This window comes from Ruegeria atlantica (genome assembly GCF_947495585.1).
Taxonomy (GTDB): Bacteria; Pseudomonadota; Alphaproteobacteria; order Rhodobacterales; family Rhodobacteraceae; genus Ruegeria; species Ruegeria atlantica_G.
This window is the reverse complement of sequence record NZ_CANLZK010000006.1, coordinates 127,174-149,309: the sequence shown is the minus strand read 5'-3', so window position 1 is coordinate 149,309 and position 22,136 is coordinate 127,174. Positions and strand designations below refer to the sequence as shown.

24 protein-coding genes are annotated in these 22,136 nt (G+C 57.9%); 9 read left to right on the top strand and 15 right to left on the bottom strand.

Features of this window, described 5'->3' with window-relative positions:
* Positions 1 to 38 precede the first annotated feature (38 nt).
* The 7 genes from QMP16_RS12760 to phnF all read right to left on the bottom strand — a co-directional run bounded on the left by QMP16_RS12760 (position 39) and on the right by phnF (position 8,028).
* Positions 39 to 1,706 (bottom strand): sulfatase-like hydrolase/transferase, encoded by a 1,668-nt coding sequence (locus tag QMP16_RS12760; protein WP_282152675.1) that lies wholly within the window; start codon positions 1,704 to 1,706, stop codon positions 39 to 41.
* Between the two features lie 254 nt (positions 1,707 to 1,960).
* The gene (locus QMP16_RS12755) at positions 1,961 to 2,920 is read right to left on the bottom strand and encodes a glutaminase (protein WP_282152674.1); all 960 of its coding nucleotides are present in this window, start codon (positions 2,918 to 2,920) and stop codon (positions 1,961 to 1,963) included.
* Positions 2,898 to 4,337 carry an alanine/glycine:cation symporter family protein gene (locus tag QMP16_RS12750; protein WP_282152673.1) on the bottom strand — a complete coding sequence of 480 codons (1,440 nt, stop codon included), beginning with the start codon at positions 4,335 to 4,337 and terminating at the stop codon, positions 2,898 to 2,900. Before QMP16_RS12750 ends, QMP16_RS12755 begins: the two co-directional genes overlap by 23 nt.
* A gap of 304 nt (positions 4,338 to 4,641) precedes the next feature.
* The gene (locus QMP16_RS12745; RefSeq protein ID WP_282152672.1) at positions 4,642 to 5,718 is read right to left on the bottom strand and encodes a PLP-dependent cysteine synthase family protein; all 1,077 of its coding nucleotides are present in this window, start codon (positions 5,716 to 5,718) and stop codon (positions 4,642 to 4,644) included.
* A gap of 66 nt (positions 5,719 to 5,784) precedes the next feature.
* Complete coding sequence (locus tag QMP16_RS12740; protein WP_282152671.1) at positions 5,785 to 6,846, bottom strand: glutathione S-transferase C-terminal domain-containing protein; 1,062 nt, start codon at positions 6,844 to 6,846, stop codon at positions 5,785 to 5,787.
* A gap of 8 nt (positions 6,847 to 6,854) precedes the next feature.
* Positions 6,855 to 7,013, bottom strand: coding sequence for a hypothetical protein (locus QMP16_RS12735; RefSeq protein WP_282152670.1), 159 nt, complete (start codon positions 7,011 to 7,013; stop codon positions 6,855 to 6,857).
* 304 nt (positions 7,014 to 7,317) lie between these two features.
* A complete protein-coding gene (phnF, locus tag QMP16_RS12730; protein ID WP_282120764.1) occupies positions 7,318 to 8,028 on the bottom strand; it encodes a phosphonate metabolism transcriptional regulator PhnF in 711 nt (236 codons plus the stop codon).
* Positions 8,029 to 8,131: 103 nt separating this feature from the next.
* Between phnF and phnG the strand changes: the two genes are divergently transcribed.
* The 8 genes from phnG to phnN all read left to right on the top strand — a co-directional run bounded on the left by phnG (position 8,132) and on the right by phnN (position 13,576).
* Positions 8,132 to 8,593, top strand: coding sequence for a phosphonate C-P lyase system protein PhnG (phnG, locus tag QMP16_RS12725; RefSeq protein ID WP_282152669.1), 462 nt, complete (start codon positions 8,132 to 8,134; stop codon positions 8,591 to 8,593).
* Positions 8,590 to 9,165 carry a phosphonate C-P lyase system protein PhnH gene (phnH, locus tag QMP16_RS12720; protein ID WP_282152668.1) on the top strand — a complete coding sequence of 192 codons (576 nt, stop codon included), beginning with the start codon at positions 8,590 to 8,592 and terminating at the stop codon, positions 9,163 to 9,165. The genes phnG and phnH overlap by 4 nt, the downstream gene beginning before the upstream one ends.
* Before the next feature lie 3 nt (positions 9,166 to 9,168).
* Positions 9,169 to 10,260 carry a carbon-phosphorus lyase complex subunit PhnI gene (locus QMP16_RS12715; RefSeq protein ID WP_282152667.1) on the top strand — a complete coding sequence of 364 codons (1,092 nt, stop codon included), beginning with the start codon at positions 9,169 to 9,171 and terminating at the stop codon, positions 10,258 to 10,260.
* The gene (locus QMP16_RS12710) at positions 10,257 to 10,430 is read left to right on the top strand and encodes a hypothetical protein (RefSeq protein WP_282152666.1); all 174 of its coding nucleotides are present in this window, start codon (positions 10,257 to 10,259) and stop codon (positions 10,428 to 10,430) included. Before QMP16_RS12715 ends, QMP16_RS12710 begins: the two co-directional genes overlap by 4 nt.
* A 265-nt stretch (positions 10,431 to 10,695) precedes the next feature.
* Complete coding sequence (locus QMP16_RS12705) at positions 10,696 to 11,556, top strand: alpha-D-ribose 1-methylphosphonate 5-phosphate C-P-lyase PhnJ (protein ID WP_058279424.1); 861 nt, start codon at positions 10,696 to 10,698, stop codon at positions 11,554 to 11,556.
* Positions 11,553 to 12,323, top strand: a complete 771-nt coding sequence (gene phnK, locus QMP16_RS12700) for a phosphonate C-P lyase system protein PhnK (protein WP_282152665.1) — start codon at positions 11,553 to 11,555, stop codon at positions 12,321 to 12,323. The genes QMP16_RS12705 and phnK overlap by 4 nt, the downstream gene beginning before the upstream one ends.
* Before the next feature lie 24 nt (positions 12,324 to 12,347).
* Complete coding sequence (phnL, locus tag QMP16_RS12695) at positions 12,348 to 13,031, top strand: phosphonate C-P lyase system protein PhnL (protein ID WP_282152664.1); 684 nt, start codon at positions 12,348 to 12,350, stop codon at positions 13,029 to 13,031.
* Complete coding sequence (phnN, locus tag QMP16_RS12690) at positions 13,028 to 13,576, top strand: phosphonate metabolism protein/1,5-bisphosphokinase (PRPP-forming) PhnN (protein ID WP_282152663.1); 549 nt, start codon at positions 13,028 to 13,030, stop codon at positions 13,574 to 13,576. The genes phnL and phnN overlap by 4 nt, the downstream gene beginning before the upstream one ends.
* Here the strand turns inward: phnN and QMP16_RS12685 are convergent.
* Positions 13,558 to 14,241, bottom strand: coding sequence for a DUF1045 domain-containing protein (locus QMP16_RS12685; RefSeq protein ID WP_282152662.1), 684 nt, complete (start codon positions 14,239 to 14,241; stop codon positions 13,558 to 13,560). The genes phnN and QMP16_RS12685 overlap by 19 nt on opposite strands.
* Positions 14,242 to 14,293: 52 nt before the next feature.
* Here QMP16_RS12685 and QMP16_RS12680 point away from each other — a divergent pair, with 52 nt between their 5' ends.
* Positions 14,294 to 15,433, top strand: coding sequence for an alpha-D-ribose 1-methylphosphonate 5-triphosphate diphosphatase (locus tag QMP16_RS12680; protein WP_282152661.1), 1,140 nt, complete (start codon positions 14,294 to 14,296; stop codon positions 15,431 to 15,433).
* Here the strand turns inward: QMP16_RS12680 and QMP16_RS12675 are convergent, their stop codons facing one another.
* Genes QMP16_RS12675 through QMP16_RS12645 form a run of 7 tightly spaced genes read right to left on the bottom strand, consistent with a single transcriptional unit; the run spans position 15,434 to position 21,931 of the window.
* The gene (locus QMP16_RS12675) at positions 15,434 to 15,910 is read right to left on the bottom strand and encodes a class I SAM-dependent methyltransferase (protein WP_282152660.1); all 477 of its coding nucleotides are present in this window, start codon (positions 15,908 to 15,910) and stop codon (positions 15,434 to 15,436) included. It lies immediately after the preceding gene.
* A gap of 14 nt (positions 15,911 to 15,924) precedes the next feature.
* Positions 15,925 to 16,680, bottom strand: a complete 756-nt coding sequence (locus QMP16_RS12670) for a polysaccharide deacetylase family protein (protein WP_282152659.1) — start codon at positions 16,678 to 16,680, stop codon at positions 15,925 to 15,927.
* A complete protein-coding gene (locus tag QMP16_RS12665; protein WP_282152658.1) occupies positions 16,677 to 17,819 on the bottom strand; it encodes a glycosyltransferase family protein in 1,143 nt (380 codons plus the stop codon). Before QMP16_RS12665 ends, QMP16_RS12670 begins: the two co-directional genes overlap by 4 nt.
* Positions 17,816 to 18,400, bottom strand: a complete 585-nt coding sequence (locus QMP16_RS12660) for a histidine phosphatase family protein (protein WP_282152657.1) — start codon at positions 18,398 to 18,400, stop codon at positions 17,816 to 17,818. Before QMP16_RS12660 ends, QMP16_RS12665 begins: the two co-directional genes overlap by 4 nt.
* Positions 18,397 to 19,473, bottom strand: coding sequence for a glycosyltransferase family 4 protein (locus QMP16_RS12655; protein WP_282152656.1), 1,077 nt, complete (start codon positions 19,471 to 19,473; stop codon positions 18,397 to 18,399). The genes QMP16_RS12660 and QMP16_RS12655 overlap by 4 nt, the downstream gene beginning before the upstream one ends.
* On the bottom strand, positions 19,473 to 20,720 hold the full coding sequence (locus QMP16_RS12650) for a glycosyltransferase family 4 protein (RefSeq protein WP_282152655.1): 1,248 nt from the start codon (positions 20,718 to 20,720) through the stop codon (positions 19,473 to 19,475). Before QMP16_RS12650 ends, QMP16_RS12655 begins: the two co-directional genes overlap by 1 nt.
* On the bottom strand, positions 20,717 to 21,931 hold the full coding sequence (locus tag QMP16_RS12645; RefSeq protein WP_282152654.1) for a glycosyltransferase family protein: 1,215 nt from the start codon (positions 21,929 to 21,931) through the stop codon (positions 20,717 to 20,719). The genes QMP16_RS12650 and QMP16_RS12645 overlap by 4 nt, the downstream gene beginning before the upstream one ends.
* Between the last annotated feature and the right edge of the window lie 205 nt (positions 21,932 to 22,136).

Below are 22,136 nucleotides of genomic sequence, written 5' to 3'. Positions count from 1 at the left end.
AATAGGCCGCCTGCGGGAAAACTGCGGGCGGTCAGGGATTATTGCTGTGGTGCCGCGCGTTTTATGAGAAACGCATCTACGGCTAGCTGGGTTTCGGGGCGGGTGTTTTCGATCCCCTCATAGGGCGCGCCATAAGCTGGAGGCACATCCGGGAATTTTTCCTTTCGTGCCATGTGACGACCCAAGATGCGCACAAACTCCTGGCCGCCCCATGCGCCAACCTCGGTCGAGACTGAAAATTCTTCACGAGTATCTCTATAGAGGTCAAAGAACTTGGCCGCGATCGGGTTCTTGCCCGGAGGCGGTAAGATGAGTTTGAGCTGATCCTTGACGATCGCCTCGGGTTTTTTGTCCGAATAGATGATCACGTGATCGCGACGCGATTTGGATTCATCGTCAAAAAGTAGCGCAGCGGATTGATCCACTCCGTCAATCAGGCGGTCGCGCGGTATGAACTCATCAGCACCGGCAAAGCGCGACAAGGTGGTATAAAGGTCCGAGACGTGGATGATACTGTTGAGCAGCCCGTCCGCTTCGATCATGCCGGGCCATCGGATAAAGGCGTCAACTCGCACGCCACCTTCAGTGGTATCAGCCTTGCCGCCACGGAAGATCATCGGTGTGAACCCAGATTGCGGTGAATATTTGGTAAAATGGCCGTTGTCGCCCATTACAATAACGATGGTGTTCTCAGCCAATCCAAGCTCGTCAATCTTGGCAAAGAGATCTCCAAGCCATTGGTCAAGTAACTGCATTTTGTCGACATAAAGGCCGCCATTTGCGCTTTTTGGTCCGGTCCGGCCGGTCCGTGTGTTGTCCAGTGGGATCATCGGCCAGTATTGCAGGAAGAACTGATCCTCGCCACCAGCCAAGCGCTCTAGTTCTTCCATGGTCTTGTCTTGGAAGGCTTGGTTCATCTCGTCATACTTGGCCGCGTTCCAGCGTTCGCCGGGTTTCATCCTAATTTCGCGGATGGGACCCCCGGCCTCGCCTTCAATCACGGTCATCATGGCCGAGGCGTCGGGGCGGAACCACTTGTCGACAGTATACTTGTCGTCATAATCGTTGATGGCTACGGAAACCTGCTCCTTAATCGCGTCATCGTGGAATATGGTTAACTGCCCCTGCTGATGAATCGCATGCTGGGCATAGTCAAACCCCTGATTCATTGCCCAGCTTTCTGAAATGTCACCCATATGCCATTTGCCAACATGACTCGTGGAGTAGCCGGCCTGCTTAAGCACTTCAGCGAGTGTAATTTCGCCACCCGGCAGGCCTTCTCCGGCAATATCAACTTGTGTGTTCCCCATACCCATACGGACAGGCAGGCGTCCGGTCATTTGTGCCACGCGCGTTGGTGTGCACGAAGGTTCGGTGTACATCCGAACCATCCGCATGGCCTGATCCGAGAAGTCATTAATGTTTGGTGTTTCATACCCGCGTACTGCATTCAGCTCTGGGATGCCCATATCCCCAAAGCCCAAGTCATCGATCAGTACACTGACGATATTTGGAGGGTTTCCACCGTTACTTTCCCGAAACGCAGCCAACGCTTCGTCAACGGCCGCGTCATCCTGCGCCCATTGCGATCCAAGCTGTGCTTGAAGGATATAGAATTCCGCATCGTGTTGAATTGGGTTTTCCTGCGCTTCAGCTGATAAGGCGGCAAAGCCCATCGACAACACAAAAACACACTGCAATTTCATTCTAATCTCCCCTTCAGAATGCCGACTCCACAGCGCAGGCTGTTTGTCATATTGAAACATTATTATATTTGCTGTTGAAACGCTACGCTGCAAAAGCCGAGTGGATGCTACCTCTCGATTTCTTGGGAAAGTCCGTCACACGCCGGCCGAATGCCACGTGTCTTAGCGGCTGACAGGAGGAACCCCGGAAGGTTGCGCAAAACCACGCGGAATGTACGAGCGCAGCGGCGTGAGTGAACGGCGTGTTTCGGCAGTCAAATACTTGGCCCGAACACTGACCAACCGGTTGCGCGGACCAGTTCCTGAAATGCAATGCTTGCCAGATGAGAGTTGCCTTTTGCGTCCAGTCCCGGGCTCCAGGCTGTGACGGCTGCGACGCCTGGAACAATACACAGGATGCCGCCGCCGACACCGCTTTTGGCAGGAAGTCCGACGCGGAATGCAAACTCGCCCGAGGCGTCATAAGATCCACACATCATCATCAGCGCAGTCACTCTGCGGGCGCGCTGCGCGGACAGAACGGTTGAACCGTCTGCAGGGTTCTGGCCTGCGGCGGCCAAATAGCGGCCCGCAACCGCCAACTGACGACACGACATGGCGATGCTGCATTGGCGGAAATACAGCGACAGAACATCTTCGACCGGCGCTTTTAGGTTTCCCTCGGCTTTCATGAAATGCGCAAGTGCCCTGTTTCTGGACCCTGTCCGCATCTCGGAGTCTGCAACGGCTTTATCCACTTGAATGGACGCATCCTCTGCGAGCGTCCGGCAAAGGTTCAGTACATCGTTGACCGCCTCATCAGAGCTTCGGTCTTCTAGCAGAACGTCGGCCACGACGATGGCGCCGGGGTTAATAAACGGGTTTCTGGGAATTCCACGTTCATGTTCGAGCTGGACGATTGAATTGAACGGATCGCCCGAAGGTTCGCGCCCCACACGTTGCCAAAGGGTCGCGCCCACATGTTGCAGGGCCTCTGTCAGGGAAAAAACCTTGGAAATGCTTTGAATGGAAAACAGCGTGTCCGCATTTCCGGCCGAAACAGGTGCGCCGTCAATGGGCGCGACAGCGATGCCGAACTGGTTCAGGTCAACACTGGCAAGTTCGGGAATATACTGGGCGACCTTCCCGCGGTCGGACATGCCGGCTACCCGATCGGCGATGTCATCCAGAATGACCTGCAATTCGCCGGTTTCAATCACGCTGGGGCTCGGCATGTGCCTCCTCCGTCCAGACCGAGTGATCTACGCCTTTGTCAAATTCAGGGAATTTGCTTGCCACAAAGCGGGGCTCAAGATTCTGTCTGCGCTGCGTGAAATAGTCCACGGTCAGTTTGTACACTGTGCCCGACAGCAGCACGATGGCGACCAGGTTGATGGTTGCCATTACGCCCATGGCTGCATCTGCAAAATTGAACACTGTGCTGACCGCTTGCACCGCGCCCCAGACGACCATGGCAAGACAACCCAGGCGCAAGATGTAGATGGGCACTTTGCCTTCCAGCTTCAGAAACGTCATGGCGTTTTCTGCGTATGAGTAATTGCCCAATATCGACGTAAAGCCAAAAAACACGATTGCGATTGCGATAAAATGGCGGCCGATTTCACCCAGATGGACCGCTGCCGCATCCTGAGTTAGACGCATACCGGTGGCCCCGTCCGGTTCGATAGCGCCAGACAGCAGGATCAGCAATGCGGTCGCGGTGGCGACCAGTATGGTATCCACGAAACAGCCAAACGCCTGAACCAATCCCTGGCTCGAAGGATGATGCGGAGCCGGTGTGGCAACAGCTGCGATATTGGGGGCCGAACCCATGCCAGCTTCGTTTGAAAACAACCCGCGCTTGATACCATTGAGCGCTGCTGCCATCACGCCACCTGTGACGCCGCCTGCGGCTTCCTGAAGGCCAAAGGCTCCTGCAACGATAGACCACAGCATTGCAGGCACCTGTGGCAGGTTCAGGACAACGACGACGCAGGCCAGCAACAGGTAAAGCCCGGCCATGAGCGGCACGACGATTTCGGCAAACCGGGCAATGGTTCGGATGCCGCCAAAAATGACCACAGCAGCGGCAGCCGCCAGCGCCAGACCAGCAATCAATTTGTTCAACCCGAACGCGCCTTCGAACGCCTCGGCGATTGAGTTGGATTGGACGGCGACAAAAACCAGACCGAAACTGACGATCAGGCAGATCGAAAAGATCACACCGGCCCAGGGCGCGTTCAGCGCATTCGCCATGTAAAAAGCAGGACCGCCACGGTACCTCCCGTTCGAAGACGTGACCTTGTAAAGTTGCGCAAGAGTGCTTTCGGAATAAGCCGTGGCCATCCCGACCAAGGCTACGATCCACATCCAGAAGATTGCGCCGGGGCCACCCAGGGTCAAAGCCACAGCGACACCGGCCAGGTTCCCGGTGCCAACGCGTGACGCCAGACTAACGGTCAGTGCCTGAAACGGTGTTATTCCGCGTTTGTCAGTGGATTTGGACGAGGTCAGAACTCGGATCATCTCGCCAAAATGTAGAAACTGCAGCGCGCCCAGACGAATGGTGAAAAATACGCCGACGCCGAGCAACCCGTAGATCAGGACGTAGTTCCAAAGAATAGAGTTAATGCCGTTAACAATAGCTTCCATCGTCCGCCTCCTGAGAATTCAGACCGTTCGAAAAAGCAGCTAAAATACGATGCTTATTCTTCCATCATGCACGAAGGGAGGGTCGCCGAGTCAAGCTTCAAACCCGAAAATCGGCGAAACGCCCGGGCATATACAATTGATTTAGCGATAAGAATTCATTCGGGTGACGACGTCTTGTGCGAATTCGACAACAGAGTGACCCGCGTGTTCCGAAGGTTGTGAGCGAGCTGCGAAAAGCGCATTCGGGGCGCAGACCGTCCCGAATGCCATAGTCATAGAAGCGTCCAGATGAAGTGTGCTTTGCCTATTCAGCGGCCATCTGTGCCGAAGGGGTCGACATCGAAATCACGCGCTCGTCTTCGGTCATATCTTCTTCGATCCCGTCGAAAAGTGGTGTGGAGAGATAGCGCTCGCCCGTGTCTGGCAACATTACCAGCAAAACGGATCCCTTTGGCGCTTGCTCGGCTACTTTCATAGCAACAGCAAACGTCGAGCCACCAGATATTCCCGTGAAAATCCCTTCTTCCGACGCCAGCCGTCTGGACCATTCAATCCCCTCGGCACCGGGGACAGGGATCAATTCATCGTAGTAATCTTTGTCGATCGCCTCTTGCAGAACCCATGGGATAAAGTCTGGGGTCCAGCCCTGAATGGGGTGAGGTTCAAAATTCGGATGGCTTTCGGTGGGCTGGTGACCCTCGTTGCGGGTGTTTGTGTAACCCGATGACACAATCGCTGCGTTGGCGGGCTCTGTCAGGATGATTTTTGTGCCGGGGCGTTCTTTCCGAAGAACGCGCGCGACACCGGAAACCGTTCCGCCGGTGCCATAGCCGGTGACCCAGTAATCCAGCCGCTCACCTTCGAAATCTGCCATGATTTCTCGGGCAGTGGTGTTCTCGTGAATGTCAGCATTTGCCGACGTCTCGAACTGGCTGGCCAGAAACCATCCATTATGTTCGGCTAGTTCCTTGGCTTTGACATACATGCCAAAGCCCTTTTGCGCGCGCGGCGTCAGCACGACCTTCGCCCCCAGAAAGCGCATCAGCTTGCGGCGTTCTACCGAGAAGCTGTCGGCCATGGTCAACACCAGGGGATACCCTTTGGCAGCACACACCATCGCAAGGCCGATCCCGGTGTTGCCGGATGTGGCCTCGACAACAGTTTGTCCAGGTTTCAGCCGCCCGTCACGTTCCGCCGCCTCGATAATGTTCAGCGCCAATCGATCCTTGACCGAAGCTGCAGGATTGAAAGCCTCGAATTTCACATAGACTGTCACATGCGACGGCGCGATCTTGTTGATCCGAATGCAGGGCGTGTCACCTACGGTGTCGAGAACACTGTCATAAAGCCGTTTGCGTCCCTCAGTCTGCCGAATTCCCATGGCAATATCCCTCTCTTGGTTGGAAAAATCCGTGCCAGTTTATACCAAGTTCGCTGCTTCGGCGCTTTAAACATTTGTCTTGGGAATGACCGACGAAGCCCCGTGCTGAACCGCCAGTTCAGGATGCCCATAAGCTTTTGGGTACGTCATCGGCACGAACGGGCCTGCGGGAATGACACCGTTCCAGCTTCGGCCGAAATACCCTTGCCGACAGTGATCCAATGAACTGCTTTTCGCCACCCCGGGCAGGTCATGGACGCGACAAAGCCAGTGCCAGAGGTGCGGGTAATCAAGGATCTTGGCGCCATTTAGCTTCATGCGCAGGTAGTAAACCGGATCATGGCGGTAGAGGGTTGGGAAAAGCCGTAGATCGGCTTCTGTAAAACGGTTCCCGGTAAGAAATGGTCTGCCATCGCTGGTCAAGCGTTCTTCCAACTGCGCCAATGTTTTGAAATAAGTCCCGAAACTGGCGGCATAGACGTTTTGATCAGACGAGAACCCGGCCTTGTATGCCCCGTTGTTGATTGCGACGTAGATTTGCACGTTCAGTTCGTCAATTTCAGCCCGGATCGCAGGATCATACGGGTAAAGGTTGGGCCGGTTGGCTTCATTGCAGAAGCTGCCCAGCAGCGCCGCATTGCCATTCAACATTCGAATGATCTCTGCGCTTTCATTGTTGACGATATGGCCGGCTATTTTGTCATACAGGATCGGAACTGAACGTTCTTCTGAGCCTTCAGTCCGGTAGATTTCGCGAACCAACCTGAAACCTTGTCCCGTTGCGGTTTCCATGGTGCATTCAGGCAACGTCGCCCCAGTTGCCGAAGCAACAAGCTCGGGGGCGAACTGCCAGTTGTTCGGACCCTCTGGGTCGTCTTCTGTGGTGCGATTGGGAAAGACCACATCCATCGAAATGCTGTCCTGCAAACCCAACACATTGCGCGCCAGCGTCACCCGATGACACCATGGGCAATTCAGCGCAACAAACAGGTGATAGCGCCCTGGTTCAGCCGGGAACTCTGGATCGCCGATAGCATGTCGGAATCCACTGACGCCGCGCACGAACTCTCCTCGTGCGCGGCGTTCTGAGGCATGGGCCTGATCTTCCTGTTTGGAATGGTCGGTCATGTGTGGCCTTACCCTCTTAGGCGGTGGTGCAGGATGATTGGAACCGCAAGGTCTTCCTCATCGCTCAGGTGGCGTTTCAGAAAGGCCTCGATGGCCTCTGATGTGTCGCGCAGAGATCCGACCTCGGATCGGGCCTGAGCCTCATCCAATTGAATGAGCTTGATCACACGATTGGCCGTCCTTGTGTATTGGTCAAGGACTAGATCGAGATCGGTATGGGCCTTTGCCAAGACCTTTAGCCCGCAAGTAAGTTCACTGCCCGCTCTGATCAGCGCTCCCAGTTCTCCAGTTATGAATGGCAGATGTTACTGGGCCAAAACAATTTGGAACCCGGCATGAGCCGACGAGCCAATTGGCACGTCAACATCGTCGCCGAGCGCATGATAGGCTTGTCCTTTTGGGATTGGGGTAAGCCCAACGGGATGAGACCTCAGTCAGGAGGTCGAAGACGGGCGGGAGGGTCGCTACGGCCTAGTCCTCGTTCAGCGTCAGGGTGACCCGATCTCCGGCAAATACGGTTCGCCCGAATTCAATCGGCAGACCATTAGGATCTGCGTTTATGCCGACGGAATACAGTACAGGCGCACCTTCTGTCAGTCGCAGGTGCAGGGCCTGTGTTGCCGTCGCCGCGCGCGCATTCAGGCGGGTTGAGATGCGGGTGTAATCCTTAACACCGCAGTGCTGCAAAGCCTTCGTTACCGATTCTGTCTCGGATAGCGCCTCAAGAATGCCGGGCAAGCGGTCCGCGGGAAAGACACTTTGGAACAGCCCGATTGGCTGCCCATCCGCCAGAGACAGTCCGTCATATACGTGTACCTGGTCGCCTGAAGCGATCTCCAGGGCCTCTGCTTCTGTTTCATCTGCGGCGCGCGTTGTGAGTGTCAGGATCTTTTTGCCGGGAATCTTACCGCTGGCCGAGATGCTCTTGTGGTATCGGACGCGCTTTCCGATGGCATAATCGGTCGGACGGGCCGCGACAAAGACACCGGCTCCGCGACGGGCATGCACCAGACCTTGGTCCGCCAGATCCGACAACGCGCGCCGTACCGTATGGCGGTTGACCCCGTGTTTTGCCGCCAGTTGTGCCTCGGTCGGCAGGCGGTCGCCGGTGTTGTACCGACCTTCCGCAATGTCGGATGTCAGGTTCAGGGCGATGCTTTTCCAGACAGGTGTTTTTCTCATGTCATCAAATCTTCACAAGGTTGCGGATTGCCAGCTACAGCAGCGGGATGTAGTATTTGTCTAGTTGTATATATCACGTAGACAACCCGGCCAAGAGGCTTTGATGACAGATCAAACATATAATTCTAAGGCAACGCGACAGGACTGGATGGGCCTGCTGGCGCGTGCGCCCGAAAGCGCGCTGATGCCCCTTTGGGACAAGTACGAAGTACGCCCGAATTTTGAATGGCTGCGCAGCCCCGAAGTGGGCGGCGTCATGGTGCACGGGCGCACTGGTGGCACTGGCGCTCGGTTCAACATTGGCGAAATGACCGTCACGCGGTGTTCTCTGGTGCTGCAGGATGGAACGGTTGGGCATGGATACGTGCAGGGCCGGTCCAAGTCCAAGGCCCAGGCGGCCGCGTTGATTGATGCCTTGATGCAGACCTCGGATGCGGGTGCAGTTCATGACCAAGTGATCGCACCGCTCAAGGGTCAGATGCAGTCCGCCAGAACAGATCGCGCCTCCAAAGCCGCAGCGACGAAGGTTGAGTTTTTCACCATGGTAAGGGGAGAGGACACATGACGGCGCAGACCCAATTTTCCGGGGGTTTTCAGAATGCACCGGTCCAGGCCGCGCATGCATTCCGCGCCACCATGACCGTAATGGCCCAGCCCGGAGAAATCCGTGACCTGAGGGGTGCGCAACCGCCAAAGCCCCTATCGATCGCAGCAGGAACCTTGCTGCTGACTTTGTGTGACCCCGAGACAAAGGTCCATCTGGCGGGCGCGTTCAACAACGATGCGGTGCGCGAGTGGCTGACCTTTCACACAGGTGTGCCCATTTCACAGGCTGCTGTAGCAGATTTCGCCGTAGGGAGTTGGGCCGAGCTCAGCCCACTGGGATCATTTCGTATCGGTACCGCAGAATACCCAGATCGCTCGGCCACCTTGATTGTTGAATGTGACGCGCTGCAACAAGCAGGTGCCATTCTAAGTGGTCCAGGGATCAAAGACACTGCGCGGCTTTCCTTGCCGGATGCTCTGGCAATGCAGGCCAACGCGGCTTTGTACCCGCTTGGATGTGACTTCTTTTTTACCTGCGGCGACCGGGTGGCGGCCCTGCCTCGCAGTACCCAAATCAGTGTGGAGGCCTAGGCAATGTATGTTGCAGTCAAGGGTGGCGAGACGGCCATCGAAAACGCACATGCCTGGTTGGCGGAAGAAAGACGCGGCGCAACCGACATTGACGAACTGAGCATCGCCCAAATCCGCGAACAGCTGGGTTTGGCGGTCAATCGGGTGATGGCCGAGGGGTCCTTGTACGACCCCGATTTGGCGGCCCTGGCCATCAAACAATCGCGCGGTGATCTGATCGAAGCGATCTTTCTGATCCGAGCCTATCGGACGACATTGCCGCGATTTGGCTATTCGAACCCGGTTAAGACTGATGAGATGGCGTGTGATCGCCGGATTTCGGCCACGTTCAAGGATGCGCCGGGCGGGCAGGTGCTGGGGCCAACCTTTGATTACACACACCGATTGCTGGACTTCAAACTGGCCGCAGAAGGTGAGGTTCCGGCGGCGCCTACGGCGCAACCCCGCACCGAGGCGACGCCGCATATCACTGAGTTCCTGAAGGGCGAGGACATCATTCAGGATGAACCCGCCAGTGACACTACCCCGGGTGATCTGACCCGCGAACCGATGGAGTTTCCGTCGAACCGCCCCCTGCGTCTGCAATCCCTGACCCGCGGGGACGAGGGGTTTGTGCTGGGCATGGCCTATTCCACCCAACGCGGCTACGCCCGCAATCACGCTTTCGTCGGTGAGTTGCGGATCGGAAAGGTTGCAGTGGAAATGGACATCCCGGAACTGGGTTTCGCCATCGACATCGGCGAAATCGAATTGACCGAATGCGAGACGGTGAACCAGTTCAAAGGTTCCAAGACGGAACCCCCGCAATTCACCCGTGGCTATGGTTTGGTGTTTGGTCAGTCTGAACGGAAATCCATCGCGATGGCTTTGGTGGATCGCGCCCTGCGTTGGGAAGAGTTGGGCGAAGACAATCTGGGCGCACCCGCGCAGGACGAGGAATTCGTCCTCAGCCACGCGGACAACATTCAGGCGACCGGATTCCTGGAACATATCAAACTGCCGCATTACGTCGACTTTCAGTCCGAACTGGAACTGGTCCGCAAACTGAGCCGTGAGGCCGAAGAGCGGATCACGCCAAAGGAGGCCGCAGAATGATGGCTGCCGTGTTCGATATCGGTGATCTGTTGCTCGACTGGCAGCCCCACTTGGCATGGGCCGACGAACTGGCGTTCGAAGACGCCGCGCAGTCCGTTTGCAAAAGCAGCGTCCACTCTACCTCTCCTCAAGTGTTGGAGGCCGAGCTGTGTGCAAGGGGTCGCTTATGAGCTGGACTGCGTCTGCATCTCCACTGGGGCGCACCAAGCTGACGAATTGCCAAACCTGCCTTACGGGCGTCGCAGGTTTCTACCGGGTGGCGGGTCCGTGCGCGCGCCAACCGAACTCCATTCGCCATTTGGATCCCGCCTTTGCGCACGACGTCGACGCTTCGCATGACGAGAGTGAAAGAAAAGATACACCAATAGCGCCAATAACAGTGCGCCCAACAGAAATACGTCCACAAAAACACCAAAAACAAAGTGATACATCAAAATGAATGAGTATAACTTCGCATATTTGGACGAACAAACCAAGCGAATGATCCGGCGCGCCATTCTGAAAGGTCTGGCTGTGCCCGGTTATCAGGTGCCATTCGCCAGCCGTGAAATGCCGATGCCATATGGCTGGGGCACCGGTGGAGTGCAGGTTTCAGCCGCAACATTAACACCCGAAGACACGTTTAAAGTGATCGATCAGGGTGCCGATGACACCACCAATGCTGTGTCGATCCGCAAGTTTTTTGAGAACACGGCAGGTGTGGAAACGACCGAGGAAACCGAAAAGGCCACTGTCATCCAGACCCGCCACCGCATCCCCGAGGCGAAGCTGCGCAAGGACCAGATCATCGTTTATCAAGTGCCGATCCCGGAACCTCTGCGCTTTCTGGAACCGCGTGAGACCGAGACCCGCAAGATGCACAGCCTCGAAGAATATGGGCTGATGCATGTGAAGCTGTACGAGGACATCAGCCAGCACGGGGCGATTTCGACCGCATATGCCTATCCGGTGAAAGTGTCGGACCGCTACGTGATGGATCCGTCGCCGATCCCGAAATTCGACAACCCAAAACTTGAGATGGACGCGATCCAGCTGTTTGGTGCGGGACGTGAACAGCGGATTTACGCGGTTCCGCCGCATACCAAGGTCGTCAGTCTGGATTTCGAGGATTACCCGTTTGAGGCCACCAAGGCCGATCACCCATGCGATCTTTGTGGGGCAGAGGATAGCTATCTCGACGAAGTGATCATGGATGATGCAGGCAACCGGATGTTCGTCTGTTCCGACACCGATTATTGCCGGTCACGCCGCGAAGCGGGCCACAAGGGCCGATTGGCCGAGGAGAATGCGGCATGACCCCCTTATTGCAGGTCAAAGGCATCGAAAAGCGCTATGGCGCGCGGATCGGGTGCTCGGATGTGAGTTTTGATCTCTTCCCTGGAGAAGTAATGGGGATCGTGGGTGAAAGCGGATCGGGCAAGTCGACGCTGTTGAATTGCATGGCCGGTCATCTGGAACCCGATGCAGGGCAGGTGATTTTTGACACACGTGCTGATGGCCCAGTGGATACGGTCACCATGTTCGAACCGGAACGCCGGATGCTGAGCCGAACGGACTGGGCCTTTGTACATCAGCATGCGCGCGATGGCCTGCGGATGTCGGTCAGTGCTGGCGGCAATATTGGTGAGCGTCTAATGGCGGTGGGGGATCGCCACTATGGCGACATCCGGGCCCGTGCGATCGACTGGCTGGGCCGGGTTGAGATTGAGGAATCTCGTGTAGATGACCGCCCGTCGGCCTTTTCTGGCGGGATGCAGCAGCGATTGCAGATTGCCCGCAATCTGGTCACGGGGCCGCGCCTCGTATTCATGGATGAACCAACGGGTGGGCTGGATGTTTCCGTTCAGGCGCGTCTGCTGGATCTGCTGCGCGGGTTGGTGCGTGAGATGGGGTTGAGCGCGATCATCGTCACCCATGACCTCGCCGTCGTGCGCCTGCTGGCGGATCGACTAATGGTGATGAAAAACGGTCATGTGGTCGAGGCCGGGTTGACCGATCAGGTTCTGGACGATCCACAACATGCCTACACGCAGTTGCTCGTGTCCAGCGTTTTGCAGGTTTGAGTGTTTGGAAAAAGATGAAGTGCTATGATTGAGCTTATCAATGTCAGCAAAAGCTTTACCCTGCATAATCAGGGTAGTGCCGTAATTCCGGTGATGCAGGGTGCATCGCTGAAAGTCGCCGCAGGTGAATGCGTCGCCCTGACCGGAGCCTCGGGGGCAGGAAAATCAACGCTGATGCGGGTTATCTATGGGAATTATCTGGCCGCATCAGGACAGGTTCTTGTCGGTGATCTGGACGTTGCCAAGGCCGAACCGCGCGAAATTCTGACTTTGCGGCGTGAGACGCTTGGCTATGTCAGTCAGTTCCTGCGCGTGGTCCCCAGGGTTCCGACGGTTGAGGTGGTGGCCGAGCCGCTGTTGGCCGTTGGATGCGACAAGCAAGCGGCGCTGGATAAGGCGGCGGGTTTGTTGGGGCGGTTGAACATTCCCGAAAGACTATGGAGCCTGAGCCCGACCACTTTTTCGGGTGGTGAGCAACAGCGGGTGAACATCGCACGTGGATTTGCGCATGATTACCCTGCGATGCTGTTGGACGAACCGACTGCCTCACTGGATGCGCAAAATCGCGAAACGGTGCTGTCTTTGATCGAAGAGGCCAAAGAACGCGGCGCGGCGATTGTTGGCATCTTCCACGATATCGAAGCGCGCAGCCGGGTCTGTGATCGTGAGATCAACGTGTCCAAGTTCACTCCGGGAATGGCGGCATGAGCCTTGCGCCGGTCATAGCCGTTGTTGGTCCGTCTGGCGTCGGTAAAGACAGCGTCATGGAGGCGCTGGTCGCGGCGTCGCCAGGTATCAGACGGGTTCGCCGGGTGATTACTCGTCCCGAGGGCGAAGAAGGCGAGGATTTTGACCGGGTGTCGATTGAAGTCTTCGAACAGATGGTGCTGGACGGAGCCTTTGCGTTGCACTGGAGCGCGCATGGGCTGCACTATGGCATTCCGATTGAAATCGATGACCAGCGGCAAACGGCGAATGCGCTGTTGGTCAATCTGTCCCGTTCGGTTCTGTTGAACGCGCAAGCGGTTTTTGGCGACCTGATCGTGATTTCGTTGACAGCGGACCCTGAGGTGCTGGCGCAGCGCCTCTTTGTACGCGGGCGGGAAAGCGCCTCTGATCAGGCACGTCGTCTGGGACGGGCTGGCACGCCCCTGCCGGACGGGCTGAACCGCGTGATCGAAGTTGATAATTCCGGGCCGCTGGAGGTCACGATTGATGCGATCCTTGCCGGGCTTCAACCGGAAAGCGTGTAGCGATGGATCAGACAAAACCTCCCATCTTCGGCTTCGCCCATAAGCGCCAAATCCTTGATTTGACATGGGGCGGGCAGCAGGGGAACCAGATGGTCCTCCAATGCGAGCTGCACGGTTTTCAGCGTGGGTTTGTCCAGTTTTCCGCTGAGGGTGATGTGGAAGCGGAACGTGTCCATCACGTAAGGGTAACCCCAAAGCAGCAGGTTGGCGTCCTGTTCCGGCGTCAGGCCCGAGGCACGTCGGCGGTCCAGTTCCGCGGCGGGCGCGGGGGCGCGAAAGCTGTCAAGTTCGCGGACGCAAGCCGCTGCAAGCGCGTTCAGCGCGTCGGTATTACCTACCGGCTGCAGGGCCAGAAAACGACCCAGCCGGGCGATCTCGAACCCGTCCAGCGTGACGGGCGGTTGCGTTCCGGCCAACCGTTTGCAGGCATCTTGCAAGTCGGTCAGAGATTGCCCCTTGTTCAGGCGAAACGGCGGCTTCAACGTCGCGTGAAGACCGTATTTGCGCGGAACATCGGTCGCGGCTCCGACGTCCACGCCGTCAATGACAGGATGCGCAACTTCGGTTCCGGCTTCCATGTCCCAGCCCAACCATTGGGTCGCAAAGCTTGTCCATTCGGCCTGAGCCGGTGGCGCAAAATAGATCGCGTATCGCGTGAATGTCACATTGGCCTCCTATGCGTGGCCTTTCCAATAGCTCAAACCTTGTGAAGTTCAGATGACAGAAGAAATGATACTTGCCAATGCCACGCTTGTTCTTCCCGATGAGACGGTCGTGGGCAGCCTTCGGATTGTGGGGGATACGATTGCTGAGGTCGCGACCGGCCCGGCTGTTCCCGCTGGCGTAATTGACTGCGAAGGGGATTATGTCTGCCCTGGTCTGGTCGAACTTCACACGGACAACCTTGAGCGCCACATTCAGCCGCGGCCCAAGGTCGACTGGCCTCATGCAGCCGCTATTCTGGCCCATGATGCCGAACTGGCCAGTACCGGGATCACGACGGTGTTCGACGCGATGCGGATAGGCTCGATCCCGTCCGGGCAACGCTATGTCAAATACGCGCGCGGTCTGTCGCGTGAACTGTGGCAATTGCGGGAACAGGATGCGCTGAAGATCAGCCATTTTCTGCATTTGCGGGCCGAGGTCTGCTCGGAAACCCTGGCCGAAGAATTAAACGAATTTGGGCCCGAAGACCGTGTTGGTCTGGTCTCACTCATGGACCACACGCCCGGACAACGGCAGTTCCGCGATTTGTCGAAACTGGAAGCGTATCTGAAAGGCAAACTGGGGCTTGAGGGAGATGGATTTCTGCAACACGTGGCCGACCTTAAGGCGATGCGCGACCGCTATGGTGATCTGCACGAGGTTGAGACGGTAAAAGCGGCCAAACGGTTTGGTGCAATGCTGGCCAGCCATGATGACACGACGGTTGGACAGGTGCGCGTTTCGGCCGGTCACGGGATCACCCTTGCCGAATTCCCGACCACGGTCGAGGCTGCGCAGTCCTGTCATGATCATGGTATCAAGGTGATGATGGGCGCACCCAATGTGATCCGGGGCGGATCGCATTCCGGCAATGTCGCTGCGCATGAACTGGCGCAGCTGGGCCATCTCGACATACTGTCCTCGGACTATGTGCCATCCGCATTGTTGCTGTCTGCTATGAAACTGGGCGAGATGTGGGGTGATTTTGCCCGCGGTTTGAAAACCGTGACAAAGACACCGGCAGAGGTCGTTGGGCTGGATGATCGTGGTGAGCTGCGGTCGGGCACCCGGGCGGACGTCATCCGGTTCCGGATGCGCGAAGGCACCCCTGCGTTGAATGGCGTTTGGTCACGCGGACGGCGCGTGGCCTGATCAGGCCCTATAGAACAAGTAACGGTCCGGCGCGATGGTGTCCGGGCCGCTTATCTGTTCAAAGCCAACCAAAGGTTGGCCCGAGATTAGCAGACCACCGGGCAACATCACCTGCGCAATCAGTGGGCTGAGGCGCGCCGCTTCGGCAACGTCCTCTTCCTTGACACCCCGCCCGAAATCGTAGTGACCGAAAGCGATCCTGGGTCCACCTTCTGCCAGCTTCTGCAGCATCGGCTCGGCCTCACCTTGCAAAAAATCTTCCGCTGGCGGTGTGCTGGACGGATGGCACTGCAGCACGCGGTCCATGACCCAGATCCTTCGATCCGGCAGAATTTCCCGCAGGTGATCATAAGTGCGCCCGTTTCCAAGGCCCATATCCAGCACGTCGCCTGCCATACCCGAGATCTGATCTACCGCCCAATTCAAACCGTCGCGTTGTGCGGTCAGGCGGCGCAGCATGGAATCCAGTCGGCTCATTCAGATCTCCGTTTTCAATCGGCTTGGGGGGCAGACCAGACAAAGCCCGGCCCGTTCAGCAGCCGGTGCAGCAGGTCGTGGGTAAAGGCCCAGATGTCCTCATCATGAACCAGATGGTGGGTCAAGATGCCAAAGGGCTCGGCGTTGTCTGCGCGACCCCCGCGGCGATCTTGCAGCAGCAGAGTGGTTTTCGCGATCAACATGTCCTGGTCGGCCAGTCCGCGTGATCCGCGCCAGTCGATTGGATCCAGATGCGTGTTGATCTGGGCCAATCCAGGCGCTGCCTGCGGGCTGGACCGTGGCGTGGCGGTCGATAAGATGCGATACCCCGCTGCGGGCAATTCCTGCACCACCTCTGGCGCTATGCGGTTCCATGGCGGCACGAACATCGGGCACAATCGATCTGCAAACAGGGTGCGCAGCCGCGATATCCCCGAGCCGATATCCCCAGTGATATCGTCCATGGGCCGGTGCAGGCGGAATTCGGATTTCTTTTCATCCGGTGGTGCGTGGTTCTGATGGGCCCAACCGTGCACGACCGGGATCAGGTTTGGCTGGGCAGTTACATACTCGATCAGCGTGTCTTGGACATCACGGGGGATGATGGCCAGATGAACAGGCACTCCAAGGTGGTCTGACATCGCGGTCAAGCGATCAAGCTGCGGCGTTGTGGAAACCGCATCATCGTCGCGCCACCACAAAGGCAGCGCCAGTCCTTGTTGACGCCAGATATCCAGCTCATCCGTCAAACTGCGCCAGTCAACACTCATCCGCGGCGCTCCAAAAGTCCCTTGGCGATTCGTACGGATTGCGCAGCGCCGTCGAACCTATGATCTGAGACCGAACGAGGTTCCGATGAAATCACACGGCCCACGGCATGGGCCAGCAGATCTCCGTTCAAATCTTTGCTTGGGATGACATCGATGGCGGGCATTTCCGCCAGGGTGCGGGCGCGGAGGCTCTGCTCGACCTCACTACCATCATCAAATGGGATAAACACGGCAGCGGTTCCTGCCTGCAGAATATCCAATGCTGTATTGTAGCCACACATGCTGACCGAAGCCGCCGCGTGGGGCAGCATCTGGCGAAAATCGGGCCGCACAGGTTCCAAAGTGACAGGGGCATCCGCCACTTGCTTCCGCAATTCGGTAATGCGTGCCTTTGCATCCTGTCCGCCGACCAACAGGCGCCAGTGCCTGTTGGACATCTTTCGGGCGGCCTCGATGGCCGCGTGAAAGATCGGTTGCCCAACCGAACCGCCGCCTGCGCTGACAAGCACTTCGTCTTTGCCGGTTGCATCCTTGTGCGGCGTTGGGGCCAGTGGAGCCACGAAACCCGTGTAAAAAAGGCGGCCCTCTAGTTGCTCAGACACAGGCCAACTGACGTTCAACGGCACTACGCTCTGGTCCGAATGGACAAGGATGCCGTCGTAGTATTTTGCGACGATCTCATCCGCCCGCTCTGCCTTTGTGGGTTTCGAGGGCGGTGCCAGAATGTCACGGATCGATCCCAGAATTACCGGGCGCGGGCGTATTTCACGAGCGGTCTCCAGCGCGGCTGAAAATTCACCTGCCAGAGACCGGCGGCCAAACGGATAAAGCTCGGTGATCAGAACATCCGGTGCGAAGCTGCGAATTGCTTCAACCAGAGCAGTTTTGCGCGCCGCGAAAAACCCCTCATCCGCCACCGTTCCGGCTTGTGTCAAAAGGCGGGTGAAATCAGTGCCATCCGAGCGCAAAGGGGGCAGGCCCAACAGCGTCATTCCGGCCGTGTCCAACTGAGGAGCGGGCATCCCACCAGAGACCACGAAGGTATCATGCCCATCCGCGACAAAGGCACGGCCCAGCGTCAACGCGCGGCTCAGGTGCCCGGTGCCCAACAGGTGGGTGACAACAATCATGACTTTCATTCGCGGGGGCCTTGTCGCAGCAGTCGAACTGGTTCGGGTTGCGGCTGAAAACTATCCAGATCAATGACATAAAGTCGGTTGCGCTTGATCTTGAACGGGGCGGTGCCGTCAAAGTTCCATCCCCAGGCCGAGGCCAGAATGACGCGCATGATCCCGATGTGACACACGGCGACGGTGTCGCCCTGCAATCCGTCCAGCCAGGGTTGCAATCGCGCCCGCACGTCCGCCGGGCTTTCGCCGTTTGGTGGGCAATAGTCCCAACCCCAATCCTCGATATGGCGATATCCGCTGTCGTCGTCTGCAATCAGGTCGACGCCGCGCTTTCCTTCCCAGTCGCCCCAGTTCATCTCGGTCAGGGCTTCGGACACCATGGGCTCTCGCCCCGCGACCAATGCGGCGGTTTCGCTGGCGCGCTGCAGGGGGCTGGACCAGAGCGCTGCCTTGTTCCATGACTCGGGCAATTCATATCCGGCCAGTTCGGTGCGCGCGTCATCGTCCAGCGGGATGTCACTGCGGCCCTGAATACGGCCAGCGCGGTTCCAATGGGTGTGGCCGTGGCGCAAAAGAGCAAGTTGGCTCATGCGGTGCCTCCGATCAAAGGCCGCGCAGCCTGCCAGAACCGTTCGGTTGCTGCGGGCATCAGGTGGCGGTTGGACACGTATTCCCGGGCTGTCGTACCAAGCGAACGGCGCAGGGCAGGGTCTCCAAGCAGCGTCTGTAGCCTGGCGGCAAGCGCTTCGGGTCCTGCTTCGACCTCGGGGTAGTCGGCCGGCGCCAGAACATCGCGGACACCGGGCCTGTTCTGCGCAACAACCGGAACTCCGCTGGCCTGAGCCTCAAGGTAAATCATGCCAAATGCCTCATTCACGCCGGGCCACACCAAGATGGACGCATTTGCGTATAAGTTTTGCAGGGCGTCACGATCCAGTTGCCCCAGAAACCGGACCTTGGAGCCAAACGGTGTCATAAGGTCTTCGATCTCAGCCCGCGCAGGTCCATCCCCTGCAATATCCAAAGCCCAATCCCCGTTCAAATGCGACAGCGCCTGCGCCAGCAGTTGGTACGACGCCAGTTTGTCACCATGCCGCATCATTCCCACCGTCAGCATCGGCCCGTCACATGAGGAAGCGGGCGGCAGGCTCGAGATTGGCAAAAAGGGCGGCAATTCGACCAGACGCTGATCCTCGAATTTTTCACGTTCCAGCGTGATTAGATCGTTGGCCGTGTGGTAAAAAATGACGTTCGCCGCGTCGCAGGCATCATGTGCGGCTTGCGCAAAGCCGGACCATGGGCCGCGTAACCTGCTGGTCGCACGGGTACTTTCCAATTGCACATAGGGGATGCCCCGAGCGGCGCACACTTTAGGGCCCAGCAGATCGGGGGCCTTGTAGTAGTTGTGATACGTCACCCACAAATCCGTGTCGTGGGTCATGTCCGCGATCAGTCGCCGGGCTTCGGCATCGGCGTCAGAACAGAGACGTTGTTGAACCGCCGGATCGCCCGTTTTGTCGTAAATGCGCAAGTCCGATACGAGATCGACCTCGTCGCCCTGCGCCCCGATCGCCCTGATCAGATTGCGCGCCATTTCCCTGTCACCCGATGGCACCGGGCTGTCCGGAGATTTCATCGGTGAGAAAAAGGCGACGCGGGCCATCAGTCTTTGCCCGCGCCCAATGCGCTGAGCCGTTTGGACAACAGGGCAATGCCGGGGTCCATGCGGAACTCGGCAATCAGGCGGGAATAGGCAGCGTTGGCCATAGATGCAGTACGCTCAGGAGCGGCGGCCATTTCGGTGATCGCGCTGGCAAGTGCGGACGGGTTGTCGTCGGACAAAACGCCATGCGTTCCGGTTTTTATGAATTCCGGAATGGCGGAAACCGGTGTCGACAGGATCGGCAACAGTTGAGACGCAGCCTCCATCAGAACATTTGGCAACCCGTCGCGATCTCCGTCAGCCGCGATCCGGCTGGGCAACACGAACAGATCAGAGCCGCGCATCGCCTCGATCACTTCGGGCTGGTCACAGGCGCCCTTCCAGGTGATCCGGTCCGCGATACCTTGGGCCTCAGCCCGTTCGCGCAGCGCATCACCAAGCGCACCGCCACCAATATGTGTCCAGTGCCAGTCCAGCGAATTGGGTAGCGTGGCGAACGCATCGATCAGGCGATCAAAGCCCTTTTTCTCGACCAGACGACCGACTGAGAGCATGTGAAACCGCCCATCCGGTGCCCGAGCTGCGCGGGTCGGTGGGTCGGGAAAACGGTTCAGGTCCAAGCCATGATAGATCAGATCGACCCGCGCCGGATCATCGGCCAAACTGCGCAAGTGTTCCGCCCCAATGGCAGTACAGGTTGCGCCAAAAGCGGCCCCATGCGTGCTGGCCTGCAGTTTTTCGGCTTTCTCCCAATCGGGTGACGTCCAGATGTCTTTGGCGTGTGCCGAAAAGCTCCAGGGCAGGCCGCGCATGATGGCGGCGTAGCGTGCGACCGACGACGGCGTGTGCATGAAATGCGCATACATCACCTGCGTTTCCCCGGGCAACTCGGCGGCCAGAACACAGGCCTGCCCGAAACGCCGGATGCGGTTCTGTGTCGGGTCGCGCCGCAGATCAGAGCGCCAGACCTTATAAGCCTCGGTATAGCCGGGCAGGGTCTGCGCGATGTGGCGCGCGGCCCAAACGCGATCAGGTTCTTCATACAGGTACTCGGGCAGGTAGTGGACTTGTCCCTTGAACCGATCATGCAGTGGATGACGTTTGGTGTCGGTCGGGTGGCGCAGGGACCAGATGTCAAAGCTGTGGCCTGCGTCCTGCAAGGCGACCAGTTCCTGTGCGATAAACGTCTCTGAAAGGCGCGGCCATCCTTTGACCAGCACCGCGAGCTTGGGTTTTCCTGAAGTCATCCGGTGGCTCGTTCCCGTTCCCCACCAAGCAGCGCATCTACGCGGCTTGTGACATAGTCCAGACCATCAAGCAGGCCGTCGCGGATTGCCTGAGAAGGCAAGGGCTGATCGGGCAGATTGCGAATAGCCTCAATCATCGCGTCCGCCGTCAACCCGTCACGGTTTTCGTCCAGCATTCTGACAAGTCCCAGACCCTCGGCGCGTGAGGCGCGGATCCACTGTTCCAGCCGTGGTGTCGTGCGTGGAACGATGACGGCGCGTTTGTCGAACGAGAGCACCTCGCAGAACGTATTGTAGCCTCCCATGCAGACCACACCTGCAGCGCCGGCGAACAGCGTTTCGATCTGCGATTCAAAGCCAACAGCCGTGACCCGACCATTCAGCGCAGCAACGCGGGTTTCGAAATCGTCGCGCAGCTCGCCCGAAAGGAAGGGGCCGTAGACAAGGACAGCGCGCGGTGACAGGTTGGGATCCTTTTCATAGGCACACAAAACCTGGTTCACCATAGCTTTGCCGTCACCGCCGCCGCCCGGCGTAATCAGGATGTAGGGTTGTTCAGGCGGATCGCCTATCGGCCCGAGATCGCGGCGCAAATAACCGGTCCAATGGATACGCGACTGCGCGGCAGGGCTGAGCGGCAGGCCCTCGGTCGGATCATAGATCGAGCGCAACCCGTACACCCAGATTTCGTCGTAGAACCTTTCGGTTGCTGCAATGGCTTCTTTCCGCTCCCACTCGGCGGCCAACACTTCGGGTTCATCCAAAACGTCACGCAGGCCCAGGACCATTTTGGTGCGGCGGGACCGCAGCAAATTTTCCAGGGTGGGCAACAGCTCGCTGCGGAAACCGGTTGGTTCCTTGTCGACGATAAGAACGTCGGGATCGAATTGCTGAACCGCCGTCTGGATCAGACCCGCCCGCAACTCTGTCACTTCCTCGATGCCCATGCCAATTGTCTGGGATGCATAAGACCCGTCGGCGCGTTTGGTCACACCTGGCAAACGCACGTGGTCGACGCGACGCGGAAAGGTGAACCGCCCGGCCACGGGTGACCCGGTCAGGATCAGCGCCGATGCCGATGGGTCAGCCTGCGTCATCGCACCAGCCAGTGCACGGGATCGGCGCAAGTGACCCAACCCGAACGTATCGTGGCTGTAGAACAAGATGCGCGGCGCACGGCCGGTTGTATCGTTTTGTCTTCCTAGGCTCATGCCTTTGCCCAATTCAGTGTTCCGGTGCAACTCCGCGCGCTTGCACCCGTATCGTATATATTTTTTTCAGCCGCGTGCAAAATCACTGATCCCACCAGTCGTTACCGGCTTGTATCGATTTTAGCCGTGGGTTTCGCATCGGCGCCCTGTTCTATATCAAATTTCCTGCCCATCCGTCATGATGACAGCGTCTGGTTGGTCATAT